At 63.1% G+C, this 20,466-nt stretch carries 23 protein-coding genes and 3 pseudogenes; 14 read left to right on the top strand and 12 right to left on the bottom strand.

Features of this window, described 5'->3' with window-relative positions; genetic code table 11:
* Window positions 1-84: 84 nt before the first annotated feature.
* Window positions 85-702 (bottom strand): LysE family translocator, encoded by a 618-nt coding sequence (locus tag GEM_RS27295; RefSeq protein ID WP_014900660.1) that lies wholly within the window; start codon window positions 700-702, stop codon window positions 85-87.
* A 585-nt stretch (window positions 703-1,287) separates the two neighbouring features.
* Here GEM_RS27295 and GEM_RS27285 point away from each other — a divergent pair.
* The gene (locus tag GEM_RS27285; RefSeq protein WP_014900659.1) at window positions 1,288-1,605 is read left to right on the top strand and encodes a hypothetical protein; all 318 of its coding nucleotides are present in this window, start codon (window positions 1,288-1,290) and stop codon (window positions 1,603-1,605) included.
* A gap of 164 nt (window positions 1,606-1,769) precedes the next feature.
* The gene (locus GEM_RS27280; protein WP_014900658.1) at window positions 1,770-2,030 is read left to right on the top strand and encodes a hypothetical protein; all 261 of its coding nucleotides are present in this window, start codon (window positions 1,770-1,772) and stop codon (window positions 2,028-2,030) included.
* 381 nt (window positions 2,031-2,411) lie between these two features.
* Here the strand turns inward: GEM_RS27280 and GEM_RS27275 are convergent, their stop codons facing one another.
* Both GEM_RS27275 and GEM_RS27270 read right to left on the bottom strand, forming a co-directional pair.
* Complete coding sequence (locus GEM_RS27275) at window positions 2,412-2,651, bottom strand: hypothetical protein (protein ID WP_014900657.1); 240 nt, start codon at window positions 2,649-2,651, stop codon at window positions 2,412-2,414.
* Window positions 2,652-2,718: 67 nt separating this feature from the next.
* Window positions 2,719-2,958: a hypothetical protein gene (locus tag GEM_RS27270; RefSeq protein ID WP_041490858.1), complete on the bottom strand. Its 240-nt coding sequence runs from the start codon at window positions 2,956-2,958 to the stop codon at window positions 2,719-2,721.
* A 731-nt stretch (window positions 2,959-3,689) separates the two neighbouring features.
* Here GEM_RS27270 and GEM_RS27265 point away from each other — a divergent pair.
* The 3 genes and pseudogenes from GEM_RS27265 (at window position 3,690) to GEM_RS27260 (ending at window position 4,580) form a co-directional block, all read left to right on the top strand.
* Window positions 3,690-3,893, top strand: coding sequence for a cold-shock protein (locus GEM_RS27265; RefSeq protein ID WP_014900655.1), 204 nt, complete (start codon window positions 3,690-3,692; stop codon window positions 3,891-3,893).
* Between the two features lie 218 nt (window positions 3,894-4,111).
* Window positions 4,112-4,222 (top strand): annotated as a pseudogene (locus tag GEM_RS30665) (translation initiation factor IF-1); the annotation flags it as partial.
* A 73-nt stretch (window positions 4,223-4,295) separates the two neighbouring features.
* A complete protein-coding gene (locus tag GEM_RS27260; RefSeq protein ID WP_014900654.1) occupies window positions 4,296-4,580 on the top strand; it encodes a hypothetical protein in 285 nt (94 codons plus the stop codon).
* A 257-nt stretch (window positions 4,581-4,837) separates the two neighbouring features.
* Here the strand turns inward: GEM_RS27260 and GEM_RS30660 are convergent, their stop codons facing one another.
* The 4 genes and pseudogenes from GEM_RS30660 to GEM_RS27245 all read right to left on the bottom strand — a co-directional run bounded on the left by GEM_RS30660 (window position 4,838) and on the right by GEM_RS27245 (window position 7,118).
* Entirely contained in the window at window positions 4,838-5,086 is a 249-nt protein-coding gene (locus GEM_RS30660) for a hypothetical protein (protein WP_272148419.1), read from the bottom strand.
* A gap of 128 nt (window positions 5,087-5,214) precedes the next feature.
* On the bottom strand, window positions 5,215-5,370 hold the full coding sequence (locus GEM_RS32045) for a hypothetical protein (RefSeq protein ID WP_014900653.1): 156 nt from the start codon (window positions 5,368-5,370) through the stop codon (window positions 5,215-5,217).
* A 420-nt stretch (window positions 5,371-5,790) separates the two neighbouring features.
* Window positions 5,791-5,985, bottom strand: a pseudogene (locus GEM_RS30655) (H-NS family nucleoid-associated regulatory protein); the annotation flags it as partial.
* A gap of 14 nt (window positions 5,986-5,999) precedes the next feature.
* Window positions 6,000-7,118, bottom strand: a complete 1,119-nt coding sequence (locus GEM_RS27245) for a LuxR family transcriptional regulator (RefSeq protein WP_014900652.1) — start codon at window positions 7,116-7,118, stop codon at window positions 6,000-6,002.
* A 237-nt stretch (window positions 7,119-7,355) separates the two neighbouring features.
* Between GEM_RS27245 and GEM_RS27240 the strand changes: the two genes are divergently transcribed.
* The 5 genes and pseudogenes from GEM_RS27240 to GEM_RS30650 all read left to right on the top strand — a co-directional run.
* Window positions 7,356-9,437, top strand: a complete 2,082-nt coding sequence (locus tag GEM_RS27240; RefSeq protein WP_014900651.1) for a hypothetical protein — start codon at window positions 7,356-7,358, stop codon at window positions 9,435-9,437.
* 372 nt (window positions 9,438-9,809) lie between these two features.
* Complete coding sequence (locus GEM_RS27235; RefSeq protein ID WP_014900650.1) at window positions 9,810-10,358, top strand: DUF4142 domain-containing protein; 549 nt, start codon at window positions 9,810-9,812, stop codon at window positions 10,356-10,358.
* A complete protein-coding gene (locus GEM_RS27230; protein WP_014900649.1) occupies window positions 10,339-10,704 on the top strand; it encodes a cupredoxin domain-containing protein in 366 nt (121 codons plus the stop codon). Before GEM_RS27235 ends, GEM_RS27230 begins: the two co-directional genes overlap by 20 nt.
* Window positions 10,701-11,405 carry an RNA polymerase sigma factor gene (locus GEM_RS27225; RefSeq protein ID WP_014900648.1) on the top strand — a complete coding sequence of 235 codons (705 nt, stop codon included), beginning with the start codon at window positions 10,701-10,703 and terminating at the stop codon, window positions 11,403-11,405. The genes GEM_RS27230 and GEM_RS27225 overlap by 4 nt, the downstream gene beginning before the upstream one ends.
* A gap of 34 nt (window positions 11,406-11,439) precedes the next feature.
* A pseudogene (locus tag GEM_RS30650) lies at window positions 11,440-11,698 on the top strand (cation transporter); the annotation flags it as partial.
* Between the two features lie 64 nt (window positions 11,699-11,762).
* Here the strand turns inward: GEM_RS30650 and GEM_RS32400 are convergent.
* Window positions 11,763-12,005, bottom strand: a complete 243-nt coding sequence (locus tag GEM_RS32400) for a GDCCVxC domain-containing (seleno)protein (protein ID WP_080599481.1) — start codon at window positions 12,003-12,005, stop codon at window positions 11,763-11,765.
* 262 nt (window positions 12,006-12,267) lie between these two features.
* On the opposite strand from GEM_RS32400, the gene GEM_RS27220 reads away from it, so the two are divergent.
* The 4 genes from GEM_RS27220 (at window position 12,268) to GEM_RS27205 (ending at window position 15,629) form a co-directional block, all read left to right on the top strand.
* Window positions 12,268-13,074, top strand: coding sequence for a helix-turn-helix transcriptional regulator (locus GEM_RS27220; RefSeq protein WP_041490855.1), 807 nt, complete (start codon window positions 12,268-12,270; stop codon window positions 13,072-13,074).
* A 90-nt stretch (window positions 13,075-13,164) separates the two neighbouring features.
* Complete coding sequence (locus GEM_RS27215) at window positions 13,165-13,668, top strand: aldehyde dehydrogenase family protein (protein ID WP_014900646.1); 504 nt, start codon at window positions 13,165-13,167, stop codon at window positions 13,666-13,668.
* 62 nt (window positions 13,669-13,730) lie between these two features.
* Window positions 13,731-14,846: an alkene reductase gene (locus GEM_RS27210; RefSeq protein WP_014900645.1), complete on the top strand. Its 1,116-nt coding sequence runs from the start codon at window positions 13,731-13,733 to the stop codon at window positions 14,844-14,846.
* Window positions 14,847-15,305: 459 nt separating this feature from the next.
* Window positions 15,306-15,629, top strand: coding sequence for a MoaF-related domain-containing protein (locus GEM_RS27205; protein WP_014900644.1), 324 nt, complete (start codon window positions 15,306-15,308; stop codon window positions 15,627-15,629).
* Here the strand turns inward: GEM_RS27205 and GEM_RS27200 are convergent.
* The 4 genes from GEM_RS27200 to GEM_RS27185 all read right to left on the bottom strand — a co-directional run bounded on the left by GEM_RS27200 (window position 15,582) and on the right by GEM_RS27185 (window position 20,265).
* Complete coding sequence (locus tag GEM_RS27200) at window positions 15,582-16,685, bottom strand: YncE family protein (RefSeq protein ID WP_014900643.1); 1,104 nt, start codon at window positions 16,683-16,685, stop codon at window positions 15,582-15,584. The two genes, GEM_RS27205 and GEM_RS27200, sit on opposite strands and share 48 nt — an antisense overlap.
* Window positions 16,686-16,792: 107 nt before the next feature.
* The gene (locus GEM_RS27195; RefSeq protein ID WP_420358936.1) at window positions 16,793-17,950 is read right to left on the bottom strand and encodes an MFS transporter; all 1,158 of its coding nucleotides are present in this window, start codon (window positions 17,948-17,950) and stop codon (window positions 16,793-16,795) included.
* Window positions 17,951-18,112: 162 nt separating this feature from the next.
* Window positions 18,113-19,291: a chromate transporter gene (locus GEM_RS27190; RefSeq protein ID WP_014900641.1), complete on the bottom strand. Its 1,179-nt coding sequence runs from the start codon at window positions 19,289-19,291 to the stop codon at window positions 18,113-18,115.
* Entirely contained in the window at window positions 19,288-20,265 is a 978-nt protein-coding gene (locus GEM_RS27185; RefSeq protein ID WP_014900640.1) for a chromate resistance protein ChrB domain-containing protein, read from the bottom strand. The genes GEM_RS27190 and GEM_RS27185 overlap by 4 nt, the downstream gene beginning before the upstream one ends.
* Window positions 20,266-20,466: the final 201 nt, after the last annotated feature.

Here is a 20,466-nt window from a genome sequence, read left to right as displayed (position 1 = left end):
TGCAACCGGCGAAGCGGCTGCACACACCCGTACCAAAAGGGTACGCCTGCATCGCGCGAAGCTCAACGGGCGCGCGGTGAGCGCTCACTGCGGCAGCAGGTGCGCGACGAGCGGATATAGCGACAGGATCAGCAGCACGGCCATCGTCACGTTGAAGATGCGCAATGCGCGGCGGTTCGACAGGAAACGGCGCAGGCCGAGGCCGAACGCGGCCCACAGGCTGATGCACGGAAAGCCGATCAGGATGAACACGACGGCCATCCACGCGGCGTTCATCCCGTAGTCGGCGGACAGGCGGATCGTCGTCGCGGCGGTCAGCACCATCATCCACGCCTTCGGATTGACCCACTGGAACGCGGCGGCTTCGATGAACGTCATCGGCCGCGGCTTGGCGCCTTGCGCCTTCACTTCGCCGGACGTGCCGATGCGCCATGCCAGGTACAGCAGGTAGGCGACGCTCGCGATCTCGAGGATCGTGTACAGGAGCGGCACGCGCCGAAACGCTTCGCCGAGACCGAAGCCGACGCACAGCATCAGGATCGCGACGCCGATGCTGATGCCGAACAGGTGCGGCATCGTGCGGCGGAACCCGAAATTCACGCCGGACGCGAGCAGCATCGTGTTGTTCGGGCCAGGCGTGATCGACGTGACGAGCGCGAACAGCATGCCGGCGGGCAGTGCACTCAAGGTGAGGAATTCCATCGCGGATGCTCCATTCGGTTCGAGACTGGGATGGAGTCAGTGTAGCGGCGGTTTTCTGTACAGTACCGGTACAGTTTGTTTGACGATTGCCGGTACGGGGGAGGCGGGGGAATTCGATGGTTCGGGCGACAATTGTTGTCTCGCGGAAAAGATGTCCGCAGTCTCAATATGTTGTCTTTGAATAATTGACTGCGGCACGTACTTGAAGGGTGCGACCTGCCTCGGCTTACAGGAAATGATCGGAGAATATTTGCTCACATGGGTATCTGGCGCAATGTGTCATCAAGCCATCCGCCTCGACGCCCCGCGCATGGATATCGTGTGCGTAGTCAACCCGCGACTGCAGACACTGCCTGCGGTACCAGGTGATGTACTCGCGGACGGAATTGTGGACGGAATGCCTCTTGACTAAGGGGCTCGGCGGCTCGAATGTCATCGTGATGTAGGCAGCCAACGACAGCTGATAGCGCCTGTTGCCTGCCGCAGCGACGCATGGCATTCGACTCAACGAATGAGCGCTGCGGTCACGGCTCTCATGGTCGCAATGGGACTACACTGAAGACGCTATAGCAGGAGGAGACAGTGATGAGAGATCCTGACCCCCAAAGCACCTTCCAGGGCCTGCCGCTAACTGCGGAGCAGGACGCGGAAGTGAGACACTACATAAAGGTCCGAACCAGCCGTGGCCTGCCGTGGGACACGCCGGAGTTGAGCGCGATGCTCAATGACATGCTGCTACCCCCGGATGACAGCAACAGCGATGCCGATTCACTGGAAGACGAAACCAAAGCGGCTGCTGAGCGCGCAACGGCGTCGGTTGACGAAGCGATGGACCCCATCGAGGCGAGTGAAGAGCGGAATGCGGCCATGGAGTCGGAAAGCATGAAAGGACCGAGACGATAAAACCGCAGGCAATGATGCTTGCTTCCTGGTAGCGCCGTATGTCGGGGATCGTGATGTACACCGCATGGGTTCAGTGCGCATGATTTCAACGCTTGAACGGGTGCCGTCGGCCCCCGTGACATCGAGCCCCGCGACATCTCCGCTGAACACAAAGGGGGCTGAATATGCGGCTGATCGAACCGAATGAACACCGAGACTTTCTAGCGACCCTGGAGCGCCGTGGTTTGGCAGAGGGCGATTTCGATCTGCAGGAAACGGATACGACCGACCCGAAGGGTGACGAGAACCTCGGTCTACAGGGCTATGTCACCATCACCAGGTTCTCGACGCAGATTACGAAGGAATACGTGATCGGCGACGAAAGCGACTGGCTACAGCATTTCAGGAAAGATCTCGAAGCGGGTGCCTTCGATAGACTGGAATGATATCCCGATGCGACGTGCCGCACCTGGGAGGAAGTCTGGTTTACGAGAGTCGCGGACTTCGTGGACGTGGGACTCGTGCGGCCCGATGGCGTCAGCGCGGGAAAGATGAGCGGCGCAGTGGGGGCGCTTCCTTTCAGATCTCGACCGGGCCATGCGGGACGCTAGCCAGTTCGTAAAGGTGTTGACGGAAGCGCTGGGCGTGGCTTGAGGAACGAAGGCGCCGGGACAGACACAGACCGCTGCAGCATCGATCACCGCACTACTCGCGGTGATGAGCCCGTTGAAGGGCGTGCTTGCTGCCTTGGCTGCAGGCTGTATTGCCGTCCGCCTCGATCCCGGCGACTCCCTAATTGCTCGGGCGGCTGGCGTGCCACCCGAAGTTCAAATCATCGACGCTGGGAGATCGTCGACCGAATGCGCCTCGAGCCATTCGAGGGCCCAGCTTTTCGCAAAGACAATCGCATCCTCGCGCACATCGAAGCCAGCCAGATCTCCGCTCAGTTGCATGTCACACTCACTGCCATCCGAACGATTGATGCTGATCCGCGCGTGTGCCATGTATTCCCCGTCGGCTCTGCGCGGTGTCGGGTCGATATGGAATCGGGTTGAATCGAGCTGCATTTGCCTTCCTCCTTCAGTTTCTGCGGGACCAGTGGCCACCGCGAGTGTCTCGTCGCGACCGGGACCCTCAAATCTTGAGGAGTGCAATGATCTGGCCTGCCTCGTGGTCCGATTCGCAGCTCGCCATTCCGCCTTTTCGCAACATCGCGCGGATCGAGAAAAACATCAGAAAGGCATCCTCATCGATTTCATGACGACGATCGCGAATGACGTCATCCAGCTCGGCACGAGCGTCATCCGGAAGGAACTGCTCGATGAAGCCAGAACCATCGTGTCGAATCCATTTCAACAGGTCTTTCCTGTTCATATCCAGTCTCCCGCCGATGCCGGCGCGCCATGCGCCAGGCGTGTTCGAGTCTGTGGCGCCGCCGCGGACGCAGAAGCAGGATGGACCGAGGAAGAGATCGGGACGCGCAATCCAACACGCGCATGTCCTGTAGACACGCATCGATCAGACGCTTCGTATAGGCAGTCGATACGCGTCGCGCTCGTCCGCATTGCGCGGTTTCGATGAGAGGCCCGATCACGTTCGGAGGGGGGGCGCGTTGAGTGGCGCGGGAATCGGTAGCGAGTCAGTCAACGAATGCATCCTACGCCCATTGGCGAACTTGTACAGCGAAAGTTCTGAGCGAACCGCTGCATGGCGTGCGGCCCCGATTGGGCGCGGGGCCGCATCGGTTCAGCCATGTGTGAAAAATCGCCGGTACGCGGGGAGATTGTGCCCTGACGGTATCGTCGAAATTTCACTTAGAAATTCGAAACAACTCGAAGCCATGGAGACTGGGATGCGCAACCGTGGCGAGCCTCGCCGATCGCGGCGTCTTCTTGCGCGGCTACCCGAAATGCTCCGGCCGAAACAGCTTGACAGGGTGTTTGGCCCCGCGTAGGGTGGGTGTCTGAAGCCTTCAAGAAGCGAAGCGCGATTGCTGCTCATCACTGACCGCGGAACGCGGTATTCGTTGTCCTCTCCCTCCTTGATCCTTTGTCGTGCACCCCTATCGGGGCGCATACATATTGTCCAATATCAGGAGAATTTCCATGGATACCGGTACCGTCAAGTGGTTCAACGACAGCAAGGGTTTTGGCTTCATCACGCCTGACAGCGGCGGCGATGATCTGTTCGCGCACTTCTCGGAGATTCGCGGCGATGGCTTCAAGACGCTGACCGAAGGTCAAAAGGTCAGCTATGAGACGAAGCGCGGGCCCAAGGGGCTGCAGGCATCGAACATCATTCCTCAGTAATCCATATCATTCGCCGATCCTGCGTGCGGGATCGGTCATGCAGTCATCGGTCGGGATCTTTCGCATTCGCCGCAGGCGCCCCCGGTCCTCCTGCGACTGCCGTTTCGCGTCGAGACGACCTGCACGGATATGTGCGAACGTACACCACAAGGAAGAGGGTGGGGAAGCCGCGCGTCCGGTCGCGAACGACCGGACGGCTCATTCATCGTGAGTTTGCGATCAGGCTGGAATTGTCGGTCTATGACCTGACCAAAGGGCGTATCAATTTCCGGCACAAAGACGAACGGGCTTCGCCCAGTGCGCCTCGAAACCGATTTGTTCGACGCTGACCATGTAGCGCCGATACAGGATTGATTGCGCTCGTCTACGCAATTCGTAGCCATCAATCACCAGGAGTTCATCATGAGTATGTGTACCTATCGCGGATTCGAAATATATCCGCTGATTTACCCTCACTTTCACACAGGCGCCGGCGGTACTCACAACTACGAAGCTGGTTTCGACGCGGCGGTCAAGGTTTGCCTGCGCGGCACTGACACCACGCTGACCCGGAGCCAGACCTTCAAGCTGGTCGACGGTTCGCCATTTGCCAGTGCCGGTGACGCACGCCGGGCCTCGCAACGTTACGCAGAAGACATCATCGACCAGCACCGAGGCGAACATTGGATGCTCGACGCAGTTCTTTGAAACGTCTCTTTGCTGAACAGCAATGCATGGGAGCGCGCGTCAATCGGAGACTCGCGTCCCGATCTGATATTGAGCGAGCCGATGCCATGCTGCCGGTCAACAGGAAACTTGCGCCGTAACACCGACATTTCTTTTTTTCCGTGCTCTCAAAGCAGATCAACGGACGAGCGGCCGCATTGCGCGACTGGCGCGCTACGCGCTGATGGACGTTGCGTTGCCGAGCGACGCTGCGTAGCGACCAATCCGCCGACGCAGATTCAATCGATTCCTTGCGCTTTTTCGTGCGCCTCGATTTGCTCGTCGACCAAACTGCGCGCGAGCGTTCGAGCGGCGTCACGCGCCTCTACGTCCGTTGCAAAATCCCCTTCGGTATCGTGTTGCTCAGAGGAGTCAGGATCCTCTCCAATGCGGTGCACGTGGACGATTCCGCGATAGCGCCCAGACACGGTCTTCATCACGCGAAGGCGTGCTACGTGCGTATGGGTTGTACACACTTCATCATCCATCATGCCTTCCTTGCCAAGCCCCCCGGTGAGACAACGACATAGTCGACTTCACCCGCCCGCCTGCATCTGTGCGTTCGGTCCCCGGTAAACTTCAGCAAGGCGGGGTTATCGCCGCCAGCGTGGAAACGTTAATGTTTGCGATGCATCCACCCCAAGTGATGGGAATCCAACCACTGAACGATTTGCATACTTGGATGTTCGCTCTGGTAACGGCGCGCCAACGCGATGGCAACCACCGCGACCACCGCAAGACCAACCACCCAACCAATCATCGACTGAGTCATGACAGCCTCCTTGTGGAATGCAGCCATGACTGAATTCTAGGCGTCTTGGGGGAAGGATTCCCAAGTTCTGCGCGACGCCGCGAGGACGAACCGCCTCCACATACACGATCCAGGGGAAGGTATGCTCGACCTCGTTCTGATCGGTAGCGCTCCATAGCCACGGACCCGGTTCGCCAGCGATCAAGCAGGTCATGGACTGGAGAGTCGAGTCGGAAAGCGAACCTCTGCTGTCTCGGCACCAGGATGTCGGCAAATGCGCTCTCATGTGTCTTACGACAGACTGCGGTTGATCAGCCGCGGGCCAACAGGCGCCATCCGATCGCTTCGACGCCACCGATACCCAGGCGGATCGCTGTTCTCAGGCCGCTTGGGTGATAGGGGCGCATGCTCGATCGAATCCGAGATATCTGTCGCTATGCGTCAGGCGTCCTTTTCGAGCCACCACGGCTTCGCTGCTCGCTCGACCAGATAGCAGTCGAGCGACTTGCCAACGAGCCATTTCGGGCGCGGATCGTGGCCGGACCACGTCTTACCCGACGACGGGCCATGGTATTTCGCCGGCGCTCGGGTCCTGCGCGACTTCCGGAAACCAGCGGCACACGGCAACTCATTCTCGCCGCTTCGAAGTGTCAATCGTTGCGCTTGTGTTGCGGGAGTACCCAGAGCATTCGTCCGACCGCTTCGGCCTGATTGCGGGAGTGTGTCTTTTCATAGATTGCACGCAACTGGGTGCGAACCGTCGCAAGCGACACGCCAGCGCTGGCTGCACATTCGTCAGGCGTCTTGCCGCTGATCAACGCTTCCGCGACCGCAGCTTCGGCGCTCGACAAGCCAAACGACTGCCGCAGCTGTTGTGCCACGACGAGCGGGGCGGTGCTGCGTCGCCTGACCGTGATCAGCATCGTCGCATCGCCGAAAGTGGCATGGAGCGCTTGTCCGGACAGTACCGCGATGCTGAGAAAAATTTCGTGCGCTGCGACCAACGTGCCGGAAAGGGCAAGGCTCTCGCTCTTTCGGGTCTTCGCGACGCGCGTCAACGCCGCCTTGAGCGCATCGTTTTGTGGCCCGCTCGTCGCGCTCAGGTGCCCGTTCTCGAGCTTGAGGCAGGTGGTGCTGCGCAGCATCGACTCTGCCGCCTGGTTGACGAACAGGACGCGCGAGTGCCTGTCCAGTGCAAAGACGGACAGGCCCAGGTCCTCCATCAGTTCGGCGCCGAGCGTGGCGTCGCGATGCAGCACTCTCGCGTCTTGCCATAGGTTGATCGAGCGTTGCAGATGCCCGGCCATACCGGTCAGGGTCGCGCGTTCTTGCGAAGAATAGGGTGTTCGGCCGTGCGCTCGCAGTAACCCGAGCAGAATGTTGTCGCTGCCGGGGCGCGCGAAGCGAATCCCCATCAGATAGCGAAATCCCGACGGAATCTGATAGTCCTGGAAGAACTCGCTGCGTTCGACGTCGCGCTCGGTCAGGTGATCCTGACAACAAACGAATTCGCCGAGCGGTGCGTTCTCGACGAAGCCGCGGCGCGGATCGAGCGCGCCGTAATACTGGTCGTAGAGTGTGATGACCTCATCGAACTCCGCGCGCGGCGAGTAGATCGAGAATTTCGGGGCATTGCGCGCGACGTCCCAGCTGAACATGTGAAACACGTTTGCGCCGAGCGATTCCGATACCCGATGAAACACTTCGAGAAAACCGTCCGGATGCAGCGCGGCCTCGTAGAGGTCGCCGATGAGTTGGTCCCGTTGCATGCTTCCCCCGTCGCTTCGCGATCTTCGTATGTTGATTTTGTCTGACGATATTGCTTCGAATACCGAATTTTTTTCAGGCTAACACAGGTTATTTGCGTTTCGTGCCGTGTTATTTCCCGATTTTCATCCACCTGAATGATGATCGCAAAAATCGGCTTTGCGAGAATCCTCGCCATTCAGCGTGCATGAGCGGTGTATGTGACACGCATCAACCAGAAGGGTCTCGGGGGAAACGCAATGAAACTCACGCCTGTCGTATCCGGTATTGCAGTGCTCATCCTGTCGGCTTGCGGTGGTGGCGACAGTTCCTCCTCGCCGCCCGCGGCACCTGCCGCGCAGACGGTCAGCGGGGTCGCGGCCGCCGGCGCTGCGATGCAGGCCGCCACCGTGAAACTGGTCGATGCGACCGGCAAAGCGGTCGACTGCCCGGCCGATGCGTCAACTGGCGCGTTTCATTGCACGGTGACCGGCCTGACCGCGCCATTCGCGTTGTCGGCATACGGCAACGTCGCCGATTCGCAGGCCACGCTGATCGCGCTCAGCGCCACGGCCGGCACGCAGACGATCAACATCACGCCGATCACGAACGCGATCGCCGCCACGATCATTGGCGACAATCCGACCAAGCTGCTGGCCGACACCGGTTTGCTGCAAAGCAAGGTCACGGCCCAGGCCGTCGCCAGCACGGTGCAGGCCTATTCGTCGGCGCTGGCCGACCTGCTGGCCGCCACCGGCAATACGGGCGTCGACCTGATTTCCGGCCCGTTGACCGCGGGCGCGCCGGGCCTCGACCGGTTGCTCGACCAGGTCAAGATCAACGTCCTGCCGGACGGCGGCGTCCAGATCAGCTCGGTGGCGGGCGCGTCCAGCGATACGCCGGTGCAGCTTCAGCTCGCGCCCGGCGTCGCGCCGCAGGCGAGCGACAAGGCCAGCCTGCCGGCCGCCGCGACCATCAATGGCGCGGTGGTGTCGAACCTGCCGAGTGCCAGCGATCTGGCGGCATTGCAGAGCGCGCTCAACCAGTGCTTCGCCGGTACGACCGGCGCCGCGCGCACGGGCGGCAGCGTATCGGCGTGCGGCCGGATCTTCGTCGACGACGTCGCGTCTGGCGCGCTGAATGCAGGCGTGCCCGCCGCGTACCTCAACAACGGACTGTCGGTCGACCAGGAGTTCGGGGCGCCGGCCGGCGGCACGCCGGGCATCGTGGCCGACGATGCGATGAACAACGCCAGCTTCAGCTTGCCGGAAGTCATCCGTGTCGCCGCCAGCGACAAGATGTGGGTCAAGCTCGCGTGGACGCGCAGCGACGGCATTCGCGACGGCATGCAGCAGAATGTGCAACTCGCGGTGCGGGCGGGCAGTCTCGCAAACGGCGATACCGGCTGGCGCGTGATCGGCAATCAGCGCGCGGTACTGAGCAAGGTGAATGCGAACGCGCAGAAGTGGGACTGGCTGAATCCGGCCAATCCGTCGACGGGGACCAACGCGTTCGTCGATTCGCTCAGCCTGCAGGTGGGTGCTGTCGATGCAGCCGGCACCGCGGTGGACTTCGCGATCGTCAACGGCCCCGGCTTGCGCAACGGCGTATTCCTCCAGCCGTCGAGCGGTACCTGCGACACGCTGAACATCCGTGCGCAGATTGCAAGCGGGCAGACGCCGGCGCAGCTCGCCGCACTGGCGAGAAATGCGCAGTGCCGCAACAGCTTCCGCCTGGCCGGCGTCGCGCAGGACCCGGCGAATCAGGGCCTGTTCACGTGGCCCGGCGACGCGCCGCGCAACAATACCGCATGGGCGAAGCCGCAATTGAGCACCGCCGAGCTGGCCGACATCAAGCCGTTCAGCGCCTATACGATCGACGTCTACCAGAACGGCAACACGGCGACGCCGGCCAGGCACTACACGGTCCGGCTGCGTACGCCGTCGCCGTCGCCCGACGCATTGCGCCAGTACGCATGGCACGATCTGGCGCAGTCCACGCGCGACGCGCTGACGCCGGGCTCCGCCGGCACGTTCGCGGGCGGCGCGACCTTCCCGCTGGGCTGGACGTCGAAAACGGGGCTGCCGTTCGTCAAGCGCGGTAGCGTGCAGATTCGCGCAACCGCGACCGGGCAGCCTGCGGCGACGTTCGTCAACGGTTCGGCACCGGCGTCGCCGGTCCAGCCGGGCGCCGCGGTGACGCTCAACGTGCCGGGCGATCAGGGCGTCGCGTTCCCGGCGGTGGCTGGCTGGACGGGCAGCACGGACTTCTCGTTCGTGAACCTGAGCTGGTCCGACCCGGTCGACACGGTCTTCACAGAGTCCTTCGAGTACGACCGGTAACGGGCCGCCGGGCGGATGCGTCCGGTGAGCGCATGGCCGGCGGGACGGTGCGCCATCCCGTCGGCTCGCTCGCATGGCGACGCGCCGAGACAGTGCCGGCCGCACGCGCGGGGACGTTGGCGTCGCACGACCGAACCGCGTCACGATGTGGCCTGAGAATTGCCGTGGACAAGGACATCTTTGCTGAGGCGAGCAGCATGTGGTTGTCTCGGAAAAGATGTCCAAATCCTCGAATTCACCAGGGTGCCAAAGCCCTTTTCTCCGAGAGCCCACCGGAACGCGGCCGAAAGTCGTGACGTCTATCGCCACAGAGCCATCCGTCGTCGACCGGCGCGGATGATCGCTCCGCTTTCATTGCTCCGGAGAAATCACATGACACTCATGCCCAAGCTGGGCCTTGCGGCACTGCTTTCCACACTGCCGCTCGCCGCCCCTGCGCAAGGGACGCAACTGACAGACCCGCAGATCGCCGCGATCGTCGTGACGGCCAACCAGGTCGACATCGATGCCGGGACCCTCGCGGAAAACACGACGCATACGAAACCCGTCAAAAGCTTTGCCGAGTTGATGGTCACCGATCACACCAATGTGAACAAATCGGCGGTTGCGCTGGCGACCAGGCTGAACCTGAAACCCGAAACCAACGCGACGAGCGACGCGCTGAAGAAAGAGGGCGACGACAACGTCGCCGCGCTCAAGGCGCTCAAGGGGCACGCATTCGACAAGGCCTATGTCGATCACGAGGTTACCTATCATCAACAGGTGATCGATGCGATGGACAAGCAGCTGATTCCGTCGGCGAAGAACGACGAATTGAAGGCGCTGCTGGTGAAGGTGCGGCCGGCGTTCGTCGCCCACCTCGAGCACGCTCGCGCGTTGCAATCGACGCTCGGCGACGGCAATGAGAAGAAGGCCTACTGAGCCGGGCAACCCGGCGGCGCGGCGCCGTGCCGTGTGCCGGATCGTCGTGCTGGCGGCGCTGGCGATCGCGGCTGCGGACGTCACCGCCGGCACGACGCACCGGATCACCATCGAAGGCATGCGCTTCAACCCGGCCAGCCTGACGGTCGCGCGCGGCGACACGATCGTCTGGGTCAACAAGGATCTCGTCGCGCACACGGCGACGGCCGCGGGCGTGTTCGACTCGCATGAAATCGCACCCGATGCGTCGTGGACATATGTCGCGAATACACCGGGCCGCCATGCGTATCTCTGCACGTTTCATCCTACGATGAAAGCGACACTGATCGTAAAGGGCAAGCCATGATGCGCCATGCGGACGTTCCCGAGCCGAGCCCGTTGCCTGTTTCGGAAGAAGACGACCGCACGCTCGCCGCGCGCGTCGCGAGCGGCGACTGCACGGCGTTCGAACAGTTGATGCGTCGCTACAATCGGCGGCTCTACCGGCTCGCGCGGGCGACGTTGCGCGACGACGCGGAAGCCGAGGACGCCCTGCAGGACGCCTATCTGGCGGCGTTTCGTGCGATCGCGCGTTTTCGCGGCGACGCGTCGCTGTCGACCTGGCTGTCGCGGCTCGTGCTCAATGAGTGCCATACGCGTCAGCGCCGCGGCGCGCGGCGCGACACGATCGCGCCGATGGTCGGCTTGTCTGCGATCGCCGACTTCGAGCGGGACATCATGGATACAGACCAGAACGGTTCGCCGGACCGGGCGCTGATGCGGTCCGAATGGCGTGCATTGCTGGAGCGCAACCTCGATGCGTTGCCCGAAGCGTTTCGCATCGTGTTCGTGATGCGCTGCGTCGAGGAATTCAGCGTCGAGGAAACCGCCGCGTGCCTCGGGATACCGGAGGCGACCGTGCGCTCGCGGCATTTCCGCGCAAGGAGCCTGCTGCGCGAATCGCTCGCTCAGGAAATCGACCTGGCCGAGCGCGACGTGTTTTCGTTCGACGGGGAACGCTGCGACCGGATCGTGAGCGGGGTGCTGGCCAGATTGGAACCGCGTTGAACCGGCGGCGGCTCGCGGCCGCGCCGCGTTCGGCACGGCGCGTCGACGCCGGTTCCGCTCCGCGACCATCCACGTGATCGCCGATGCGGCCGTCTCCGTCCTGACGATCGTCGGGCTGCCGCGCGCGCGTGCGTTCGGCTGGCTCTGGATGGATCCGCTGGCCGGCATCATCGGCGCGCTGGTGATCGCGAACGGGTCGTACGGTGCTGATGCGCGACGCCGGCGGCATCCTGCCCGACATGAATTCGGATCGTCGTCTGATGGACAACGTGCGCGGTGCTATCGAAGTCGGGCTCGCGACGCGAGGGAAAGCGGTACTGCGCGCGCAATGACCCGGCCGGCTGGTGTGGCGGCGGACTACGACACGCCCGTCCCGCAGTCTCCGCAGGGATCCTGGTTACTCTGCTTTTGCCGAGGCGGGCACGGAATCGAACCGAACGAGCAGAACACGCAACAGTCGCCGGGGCGCGGGCGCAGCAACTTGCGGCAACTGGGGCATTCGTAACAATACAGGCAGGTGTTGTCGGGCATGGTCTCGCAACGGGCAGACCCGCAGTACGGGCAAGTCAGCACGGATTCGAAGACGAGTTCGTTTGGCATGATTTCAACGGGACCGGGTCGACGACGCTGCGCGTCTCCTTGACGATTGAAGGATAGTCCTTGGCTGGCGCTCCACCGCCAAGTTGACCATGCCGATGCGCTGGTACAACCGGTTACGGCCAGATCAGTTCAATTCAATGACAGACTGGCGCCAGCTGTTGCAGAAGAAGTACTTGGAGCAGTGTCCGGGATGAGTTGACCACGCCACGCCACGCCAATCTGCGTTAGATTCTTGCCATCGAAGTCATTGCTCAAGCGTCATATGGCACGCAGACCATCTCCTGAACAACGGCGTGAGTTGGGCGCGTTCCTTTCCAGCCGACGCGCGCGCCTCCAGCCAACCGAATTCGGCCTGCCCGAGGGGCCGCGCCGTACGCCAGGCTTGCGACGTGAGGAAGTCGCGATGCTCGCGGGCGTCAGCGTCAGCTGGTACACCTGGCTCGAGCAGGGCCGGGACATCCAGCCCTCCGCCGACGCGCTCAGGCGAATCTCGAAGGTCCTCAAACTCGATCGTGTCGAATCGGCCCATCTCTTTGCCCTGTCTTCTCGCGAACTGCCGCCGGTAGCAACCGGCGGCGGGGTCAGCGATGGCCTTGAAATGCTGGTGCGGGCCATCGACGTGCCGGCTTATGTCCGCAACACGCGGCTCGACATTCTCGCCTGGAATGACGCGATCGCCGACTTGTTCGTCGATTACGGATCGCTGCAACCGCACGAGCGCAATACGTTGCGCCTGCTATTCCTCTACCAACCTTATCGCACCCTGATTCTCGACTGGGAGCAGATGGCGCGCGGCATGATTTCCACGTTTCGTGCCGCCCGCGCCCAGGCGCAGGACAAGGTGCCATTCGACAGTCTGGTCGACGAACTCTCCGGACTGAGTCCCGAGTTCCGTGACTGGTGGCCGGATACGGACGTGAAAGGGTTCGACGAAGGCGGCAAGCGCCTTCGACATCCGACGTTTGGCGACATCGACTTCACCTATGTCGCGTTGACACCCGCAGGGCGGCCGGATCTGTCGCTGGTGACGTATATCCCGCGACCCGCTGCCAGTGAGTCGGACTCATAGGATCACAAGACGCCTTATTCAGGCTGCCCGAATTGCCTACAGTGACGCCCAGAGCAACCGACACCGCTCTCAACCGTCACGGAGGCAATGATGCCCACCCCCAGCACCAACCCCGCCACCGGCGCGATTTCGCGCAACCCTGCGACCGGCGAGCTGATCGCAACCCATGCATTCCGGACCCCGGACGAGGTCGAGCACATGCTGGACGGCAACGCCGCCGCCAGCCGGTTGTGGCGCACGACCCCGATGGCGGAACGCGTTGCGACCTATCGTCGCTTGTCCGCGACGTTGCGCGAAAGGTCAGAGGCCTTGGCTGCGATCACGGTGGCCGACAATGCAGAACATGCGATCGAGCTTGCCAATACCAGCGATTACGGCCTGGGTGGCAATCGGTGGACACGTGATATCGCCCGTGCCCGGCGCATCGCCCGTCGCCTGGAAACGGGCGGGGTATTCATCAACGGCTTTTCCGCCTCGAACGCCCGCATTCCGGTCGGTGGGGTGAAGAAGAGCGGTTACGAACGCGAACTGTCGCATGTCGGCTTGCGGGCGTTCACCAACGCTCAGGCGGTCTGGGCAAAGGCTGTCGACTAATCATTGCTTCATTCGGACTCAAAAAGGAATCTGATTGCCAGATTCTAAAAGGAATACTAATCATGTTTGACCCTGTCTCAAGCCCCATCCTGCAACCCGTCACGATCGGCGGGCTGCATCTGAAGAACCGCATCGTCATGGCGCCGATGACCCGCAGCCGTGCCGACGACGCCGGTGTTCCACCTGACTATGCTGCCGACTACTATGCGCAGCGTGCCGGCGCTGGCTTGATCATCACGGAGGCGACCAACATTTCGTCCCAGGCTCGGGGCTATCCGCGTACCCCGGGGATCTGGACAGACGCGCAAATCACGGCGTGGAAGCGCGTGACCGATGCCGTACATCGACGCGACGGAAAGATCTTCCTGCAGCTCTGGCATACCGGAAGGATGTCCCACCCCGACATGCATGGCGGAGCACTTCCGGTTGCGCCATCCGCCATCAAGCCGGAAGGCCAGATACGGGTGCATGACGGCATGAAGGATTTCGTCACGCCGCGTGAGCTCGATGCGGAAGAGATCCCGCTGATCATCGAGGACTATCGCCGTGCTGCCGAGAACGCGAAGCTCGCTGGCTTCGACGGCGTGGAGGTGCATTCGGCGAACAACTATCTGCTGGAGCAGTTCGTCCGGGACAGTACCAACCACCGCACCGACCAATATGGCGGCTCGGTCGAAAACCGTCTGCGTTTTCCCCTTGCAGTCGTCCGGGCGGTCATCGACGTGTGGGGTGCCGACCGGGTTGGCATTCGCATCTCGCCCGTGACCACGGCACCGGGCAACACGCCGCTCGACAGCAAGACAGTGGAGACGTTCGGCGCCTATGTCGATGCGCTGTCCAGCCTCGGGCTGCTCTACATCCATGACATCGAGGGCGTGACCCAGTTGAGCCGCGACGCACACGGCGGCGTAAGCTTCGCGGCGCTCCGCAAGCGCTTCAAGGGTGCGTACATCGCCAACAATCAGTACACGCTTGGCCTGGCCGAGCAGACGCTGGCTACCGGTGATGCCGACCTGTTCAGCATCGGGCGGCCGTTCATCGCGAATCCGGACCTGGTCGACCGGCTTCGCAGCGGGGCGCCGCTAGCCGAGGCCCCGAAACAATACTGGTACGGCGGTGGCGTGAGCGGCTATTCCGACTGGCCCGGCATGAATGGCCAGATCGTCGTCGATCAATGAGGAAGCGCCTGCGGCGGGGTTCGAATCTCACCACCGACGCGGATGGTGGACCCGGACTTCGTCTACGCCATCCGCTTGTGCCGGCCGCGCGGACGCTTCGGTGAGCAGGCGGGCGGCGTTGCTGCGGTTCGGGAATCGCGCTTTTCACCGTGAATCAATTGAATGGCGCGGCGCAGCCGGCGCGCGCGTCGGCGCATTCATCGGCGATGGGTGCGTACCTCGGGAGGCACGGGATTCGCCGAGCGAGACATTCATTGTTGAAGCGAAATCAAAATTGATTGGTTTTCAGGCGGGTTTTTACACCAAAGTAAAGCGGGCACACTACCCCTCATCGCCATGCCGCTCGCGCTGACCGCGCTGAGCGGTGCGTTTGACCCGTGCGGGCCTGCGTGAACGCGTCGGCACACCTGTCGAACTCGCCCACCGAGCGTCGTCCATTTTTCATCAGGAGATCACACCATGAACGCACCGACCCAACTGCCGTCGTTTGCCGGCAAGACGTTCGAAGTCCGCTACGACGGACTCACCGCCATCAACGCGTATGCCGATGACGGGATCCATATGCGCTACGAGATCACGGAAGGGGCTTACGCGGGCGCGAAGGGCGAAGTCGCCTATACGTGGCAGCACGTTGCAGGCGAGACCTACGCAATTTCGTGGCAGGAAGCCGACCGCTCGACCGTGGTGCACATCGACGATTTTGCCGCCGGCACGTCGCGTTCGTTCTTCACTGCATCATCGCTCGACTTCTATCGGCTCGAAGGCAGCCTGCGCGCGCTTTGAACGCAACGAGATGTCGGTAAAGGCCGCCATCACGCGCAGCACGGGCCGGCCGCCGACATTCTTCAGCGGAAAGTACGAGCGATGCGTGGCCGGGTCGACCGCGACGACGTGCGCATTCGGCCCGAGCCGGCCTTCGCCGATCCTGGCAACATGCCGGCCGCTGACGCTGAACATCGAAACGATGCCGGCTTCACCCGCAACATAGAGCACGTCCGACGCGGAATCGAACGCAAGTACATCCGGCTCGCCGCCGATATCGAACGATTGAACGACATGCCGTGCGCGCATATCGAAGACGAGGAGCTTGTCGTTGTCCTCGCACGCGATGAAGGCGAGGCGGCTGTGCGGCTCGATCAGCAAGCCGTGATTGCCTTTCGCGCCCGGCAAGTCGACACGCGCGACGACACGGTCCGTTGCCGGATCGATTTCGGCGAGCTGGCGACGCGTCTGAACATTCACGAAGATGTGCCGGGAGACCGGATCGTACTGCGTGTTGCCGGCCTCGCCGTCGAGCGGGATCGTCGCGACGCGCTGGTTGCTACGGACATCGATGATCGTTTCCGTTTTCCCGTATTCGTCGGATACGTACAGCTTGCGTACCTCGGCCGCATAGGCCATTCCGTCGGGGTAATGCCCGCCCGGTATGCGCGCGACGACTTTCAGCGTCGCGGCGTCGATCGCGACGATCTCGTCGGTCCCGGTTGCGGACGCGTAGACGCGCGACAGCTCAGGAACGGCCAACACACCATGCACCGACGATACGTCCGCGATCCGTGCAGTCACGCGTGATGCACGCGTATCGAAGGCAATCACTTCCCCGTCGCCGAGGTGCGCGATAAAGAGCTGGTTGCGGCTCGGATCCAGACTTGCATAGTCGAGTCGTGTCGGGTGGCCCGGCAACGCGATGTCCGCGACGTGCGTCAGCGGCAGGGTGCCGATCGAGGTGTCTTCGCCCGAGGCGAAAATCCGCTGAATCAACAGGCCCGATGTGCCGAGTCCGCCACCTAGCGCGATGAGCAGGAGCAGGTTGTAGCGCCAGCGTCCGAGCTTCTTCATGATTTCCTCCCGCGACGGTTGCCGCCGCATTGACGCGGGGGCGGCGGCATCGCTTTGCATGGCTCCCCGCGTATTCGTCGTTCGACCGTCGCCGCGATTACCCGCAATTACCGGGCCCGGTCGTCGTCTGGTTTGACGTGCCGAAAGGCCGCCAGCAGCGCAAGGTCATACGCGATCTTCAGCACGCCGCATGCGGCCAGCGGCGCACCGAGCCAGCCGAGACTGAACAGGCCGCCGGCCAGCGTCGGCGCGACAGCGGCCGCGAGGCTGCGCGGGACCGATGTAAAACTGGCCGCTGCCGGTCGCTCCGCCGGCGTGACGACCGCCATCACGTAGGCGGTTCGTGTCGGCACATCCATTTGGGAAAGCGCGCTACGCATCAACAGCAGCGTCAACGTCAGCGGCAACGAAGGCGCGAGCGCGGCGCCGATCAGGCAGACGCTCGACGGGATATGCGTGAACACCATCGTGTTCAGCAAGCCGATCTTGCGCGACAGCGGCGCGGCCGCGAGCTGCGAGCCGGCCGACAGCAGGCCCGCCCAGAAGAAGAACTGGCCGGCAGCGGCGATCGAGAGTTCGAAGCGCTGCATCAACCACAGCGACAACAGCGAGTTGACGACGAGACCGCCTGCGAACGCGTCGACGCTGAACAGCATCGCAAGCCGCATGACGATCGGGCGTGACGGACCGAGCGGGGGCGCTGCCTGCGGCGAGTGGGCATCCCGGCGTGGCAGTCGCCGGTACAGGATGCAGACGGCGACGCCCGTCACGGCGTAGACAAGAAACATGCCGCGCATCGCGCCGAGTGCTGTGATTCCGATATGTGATGCAAGCCATATCGGCAGCCCTGCCGCGAGGGATCCGACCGCCGCCGATACGGCCCCGACGAGGCTGTATCGTGCAAACAGCGCCGTGCGCGCGGCGCCGTCGGCTGCGTGCGCCAGACGCGACTGTTCGAGCGGCAAAAACAGGCTGACATCGCCGGAGCTCGGATTGAGCGTGCCGGCAAACGCGATCACGAACAGCGGCCACAACGTGGAGACGCTCGCGAAACCGATTCCCGTCGCGGCCATCAGCGCCGCCGCGAGCGTCAGCATGCGGCGCTGCGTGAAGCGGCTCGCGAGCATGCCGACCGCGATCGTCGCGATGGCGGAACCCGTCAGTGTCGTGGTGCCGATCAGACCGACATCCAGTTGCGAAAGCCCGAGCGACAGCAGATACGCGGGCAGCAGCACGGCAATGAATCCATCGCAGAAGCCGCGCATGCCGCGGCTGGCGAGGATGAGCCATGCGGACTGGTCGGTGCCCGCCGGCAGCATCCGGCGGGCGAGCCACGACGCGCACCGGCTGCTAGGTATGGGCATCACGCCGGCACCACGCGTAGCGTGCGTCGTACATCACCATGCCGTGCCTCCCTGCCGTGCGGCTCAATGATGGAGCAACGGGTAGGCCACCAGCCCGACGAGCGCGGCAGCCGTGACGATGACCGGCTCCTGCAACTTCTTGAAACGCCACAGCAGCAGCACGGTTGCGACGGCGAGCAGTGCGGTCGGTATGTCGACGATCGAGCGTTTCGCGATGACGAGGACGGAGCCCGTGATCGCACCAACGGCTGCCGCGGTGATTCCGTCGACGAACGCCTTGACGCCCGGACGGTGCCCGTACTTCTTCACGTACGGCGCGGGAATGACGGTGAACAGATAGCAAGGCAGGAACGTGCCGAGCGCCGCGACGCACGCGCCGGGTAAGCCCGCCACGAGATACCCGATGAAGCCGACGGTGATCACGACCGGGCCGGGCGTGATCATCGCGACCGCGACGGCATCGACGAACTGCTTGTCGTTGAGCCAGTGATGTTCGGTGACGACGCCGCCATAGAGGAACGGCACGATCGCGAGCCCGGAGCCGAACACGAACGCGCCTGCCTTCATGAAGAACGCGCCGATCTGAACGAGCTGCGGCAGATCGATACCGCTCAGTATTCCGCTGGCTGCCGGCAGGTTCGCGGCGGCAACCGCATTGAGCCCGCCGCGGTGCAGCCACTTGGGCGGGGCGCGCCACAGCCAGCCGATCAGGCCTGCGGCAACGAACAGCCACGCGATCTCCGATTCCGTGATGAAGGTCACGGCGGCCAGCGTCAGGAAGATCGCCCAGAGCAGCTTGTCATGGCCAACGGTTTTGGTCGTGAGCTTGTAGGCGCTCATCGCGATGATGCCGACCACCGCGGCGCCGACGCCGTAGAAGACGGCCTGCATCCAGGACAGCCCACCGAAGTGCGCGTACGCAAACCCGAGCGAGAGCACCATCAGGAACGACGGCAGCACGAAGGCGACGCCGACGAGCGTCGCACCGAGAACGCGGTAGTGGACGAAGCCGAGATAGATCGCGAGCTGGGCCGCCATCGGCCCCGGTGCGAGCTGGGCCAGCGTGAGTCCTTCCTTGTAGTCGGCTTCCGTGATCCAGCCGCGTCGCTCGACCAGGTCGCGACGCATGTAGCCGGCGAGCGCAACCGGCCCGCCGAAACCGAACGTGCCGAGGCGCAGCATGTAGGCGACCAGCTCGCCAAGCGAGTAGGTCGGTTCGGTTGAGGCGATGGCAGTGGTCATGATTTGGACGCGGTCTGGTTTTTGCCGTTCGACGTGAAGTGCGCGTACAGGGAGTCGAGTACGGCGCCCATCTGCTCGAGCAACTGGTCGTCGTGCTCCGCGCGCTGGCGCGTGCCGGCCATCACGGCCTCGAAGCCAACCGCTTCGGGCGCCGCGGGGCCGCCCACATCGAGCGCGTGCACGATCTCGCCGAGCCGCATGAGCGCCGGGTCGTCGTCGAGCCCGAAACTGGCCAGCAGCACTTCGAACGTCACGCGCTCGCCGACATGCGTGAAGGTCGCGCCGTCGAAATCGAAGCCCAGCGCGTCAGCCGGACAATCCGCCGGCGACGCAAGCCAGATGAAGCGGGCGCGTGCGTCGATGAAGCGGCGGATCAGCCACGCACTTGCGACGCGATCGACCCACATCCGCTGCCGCGTCGCCCAGGTGCGGCCTTGGTACTCGCCAATCGCCAGCGGACGGATCGCGCGATCCGCGGCATGCGGTTCGCCCGGGGACAGCACGGTGTCAACCAAAGCGACGAAATCCTGCAGCGCGACTTCGGCGCGGGTGGCCGAGTCGCCCGGGAAATAGTCGATCGCACGAATGGCGTCGAAATCCTTGCGCATGCGGCGCAGCAGGCGCGTCAGTTCCGTGGCCGACTGTCCGGCGAGGGTCTTGCGGGCGTCCGCAAGGGTCTGGATAAAGGCGGCGTCATCCTCCCCGCGATCGAACAGCGCGCGGAATTCCAGTTCCTGCGACGTGTCCAGGCTCGGCGCGCACAACAGGTGAGCCGTGCCGCCACTGTCGGCAATGGCCCCCGCGAGGTCGCGCAGCGTCGCTTCATGCTCGTCGGTGTAGGGCAGCAGGTAGATACCGTCACGCAACACCGCACAGCCCTTTGCCTTCAGGGCGCGCCAGAACCGCATGCGGGCCGTCGCGTTTTCTGTCGGAAGGGTCAGAACGAGGAGCGACCACGTGGATATGGCATTCATGTAGAAAACTCTACGCAATAGTTACCATTTCTACAAAATTACTTGGTGCAATAGCCGGATTGTGTCGCACTCGCGCGCGGGCGGCGGCGGGTAGGCGCTCCGGCGAGATCGGCAATGAGCGCACCGCGCCTGACTCGGGCGGGACGGAGACAGGGTCATCCGTCCCGCGACGGATGACCTGTAAAACGGAACGAGGTAGAT

Source organism: Burkholderia cepacia GG4 (genome assembly GCF_000292915.1).
Lineage (GTDB): Bacteria > Pseudomonadota > Gammaproteobacteria > Burkholderiales > Burkholderiaceae > Burkholderia > Burkholderia cepacia_D.
This window is presented reverse-complemented; position numbering and strand designations above follow the sequence as displayed.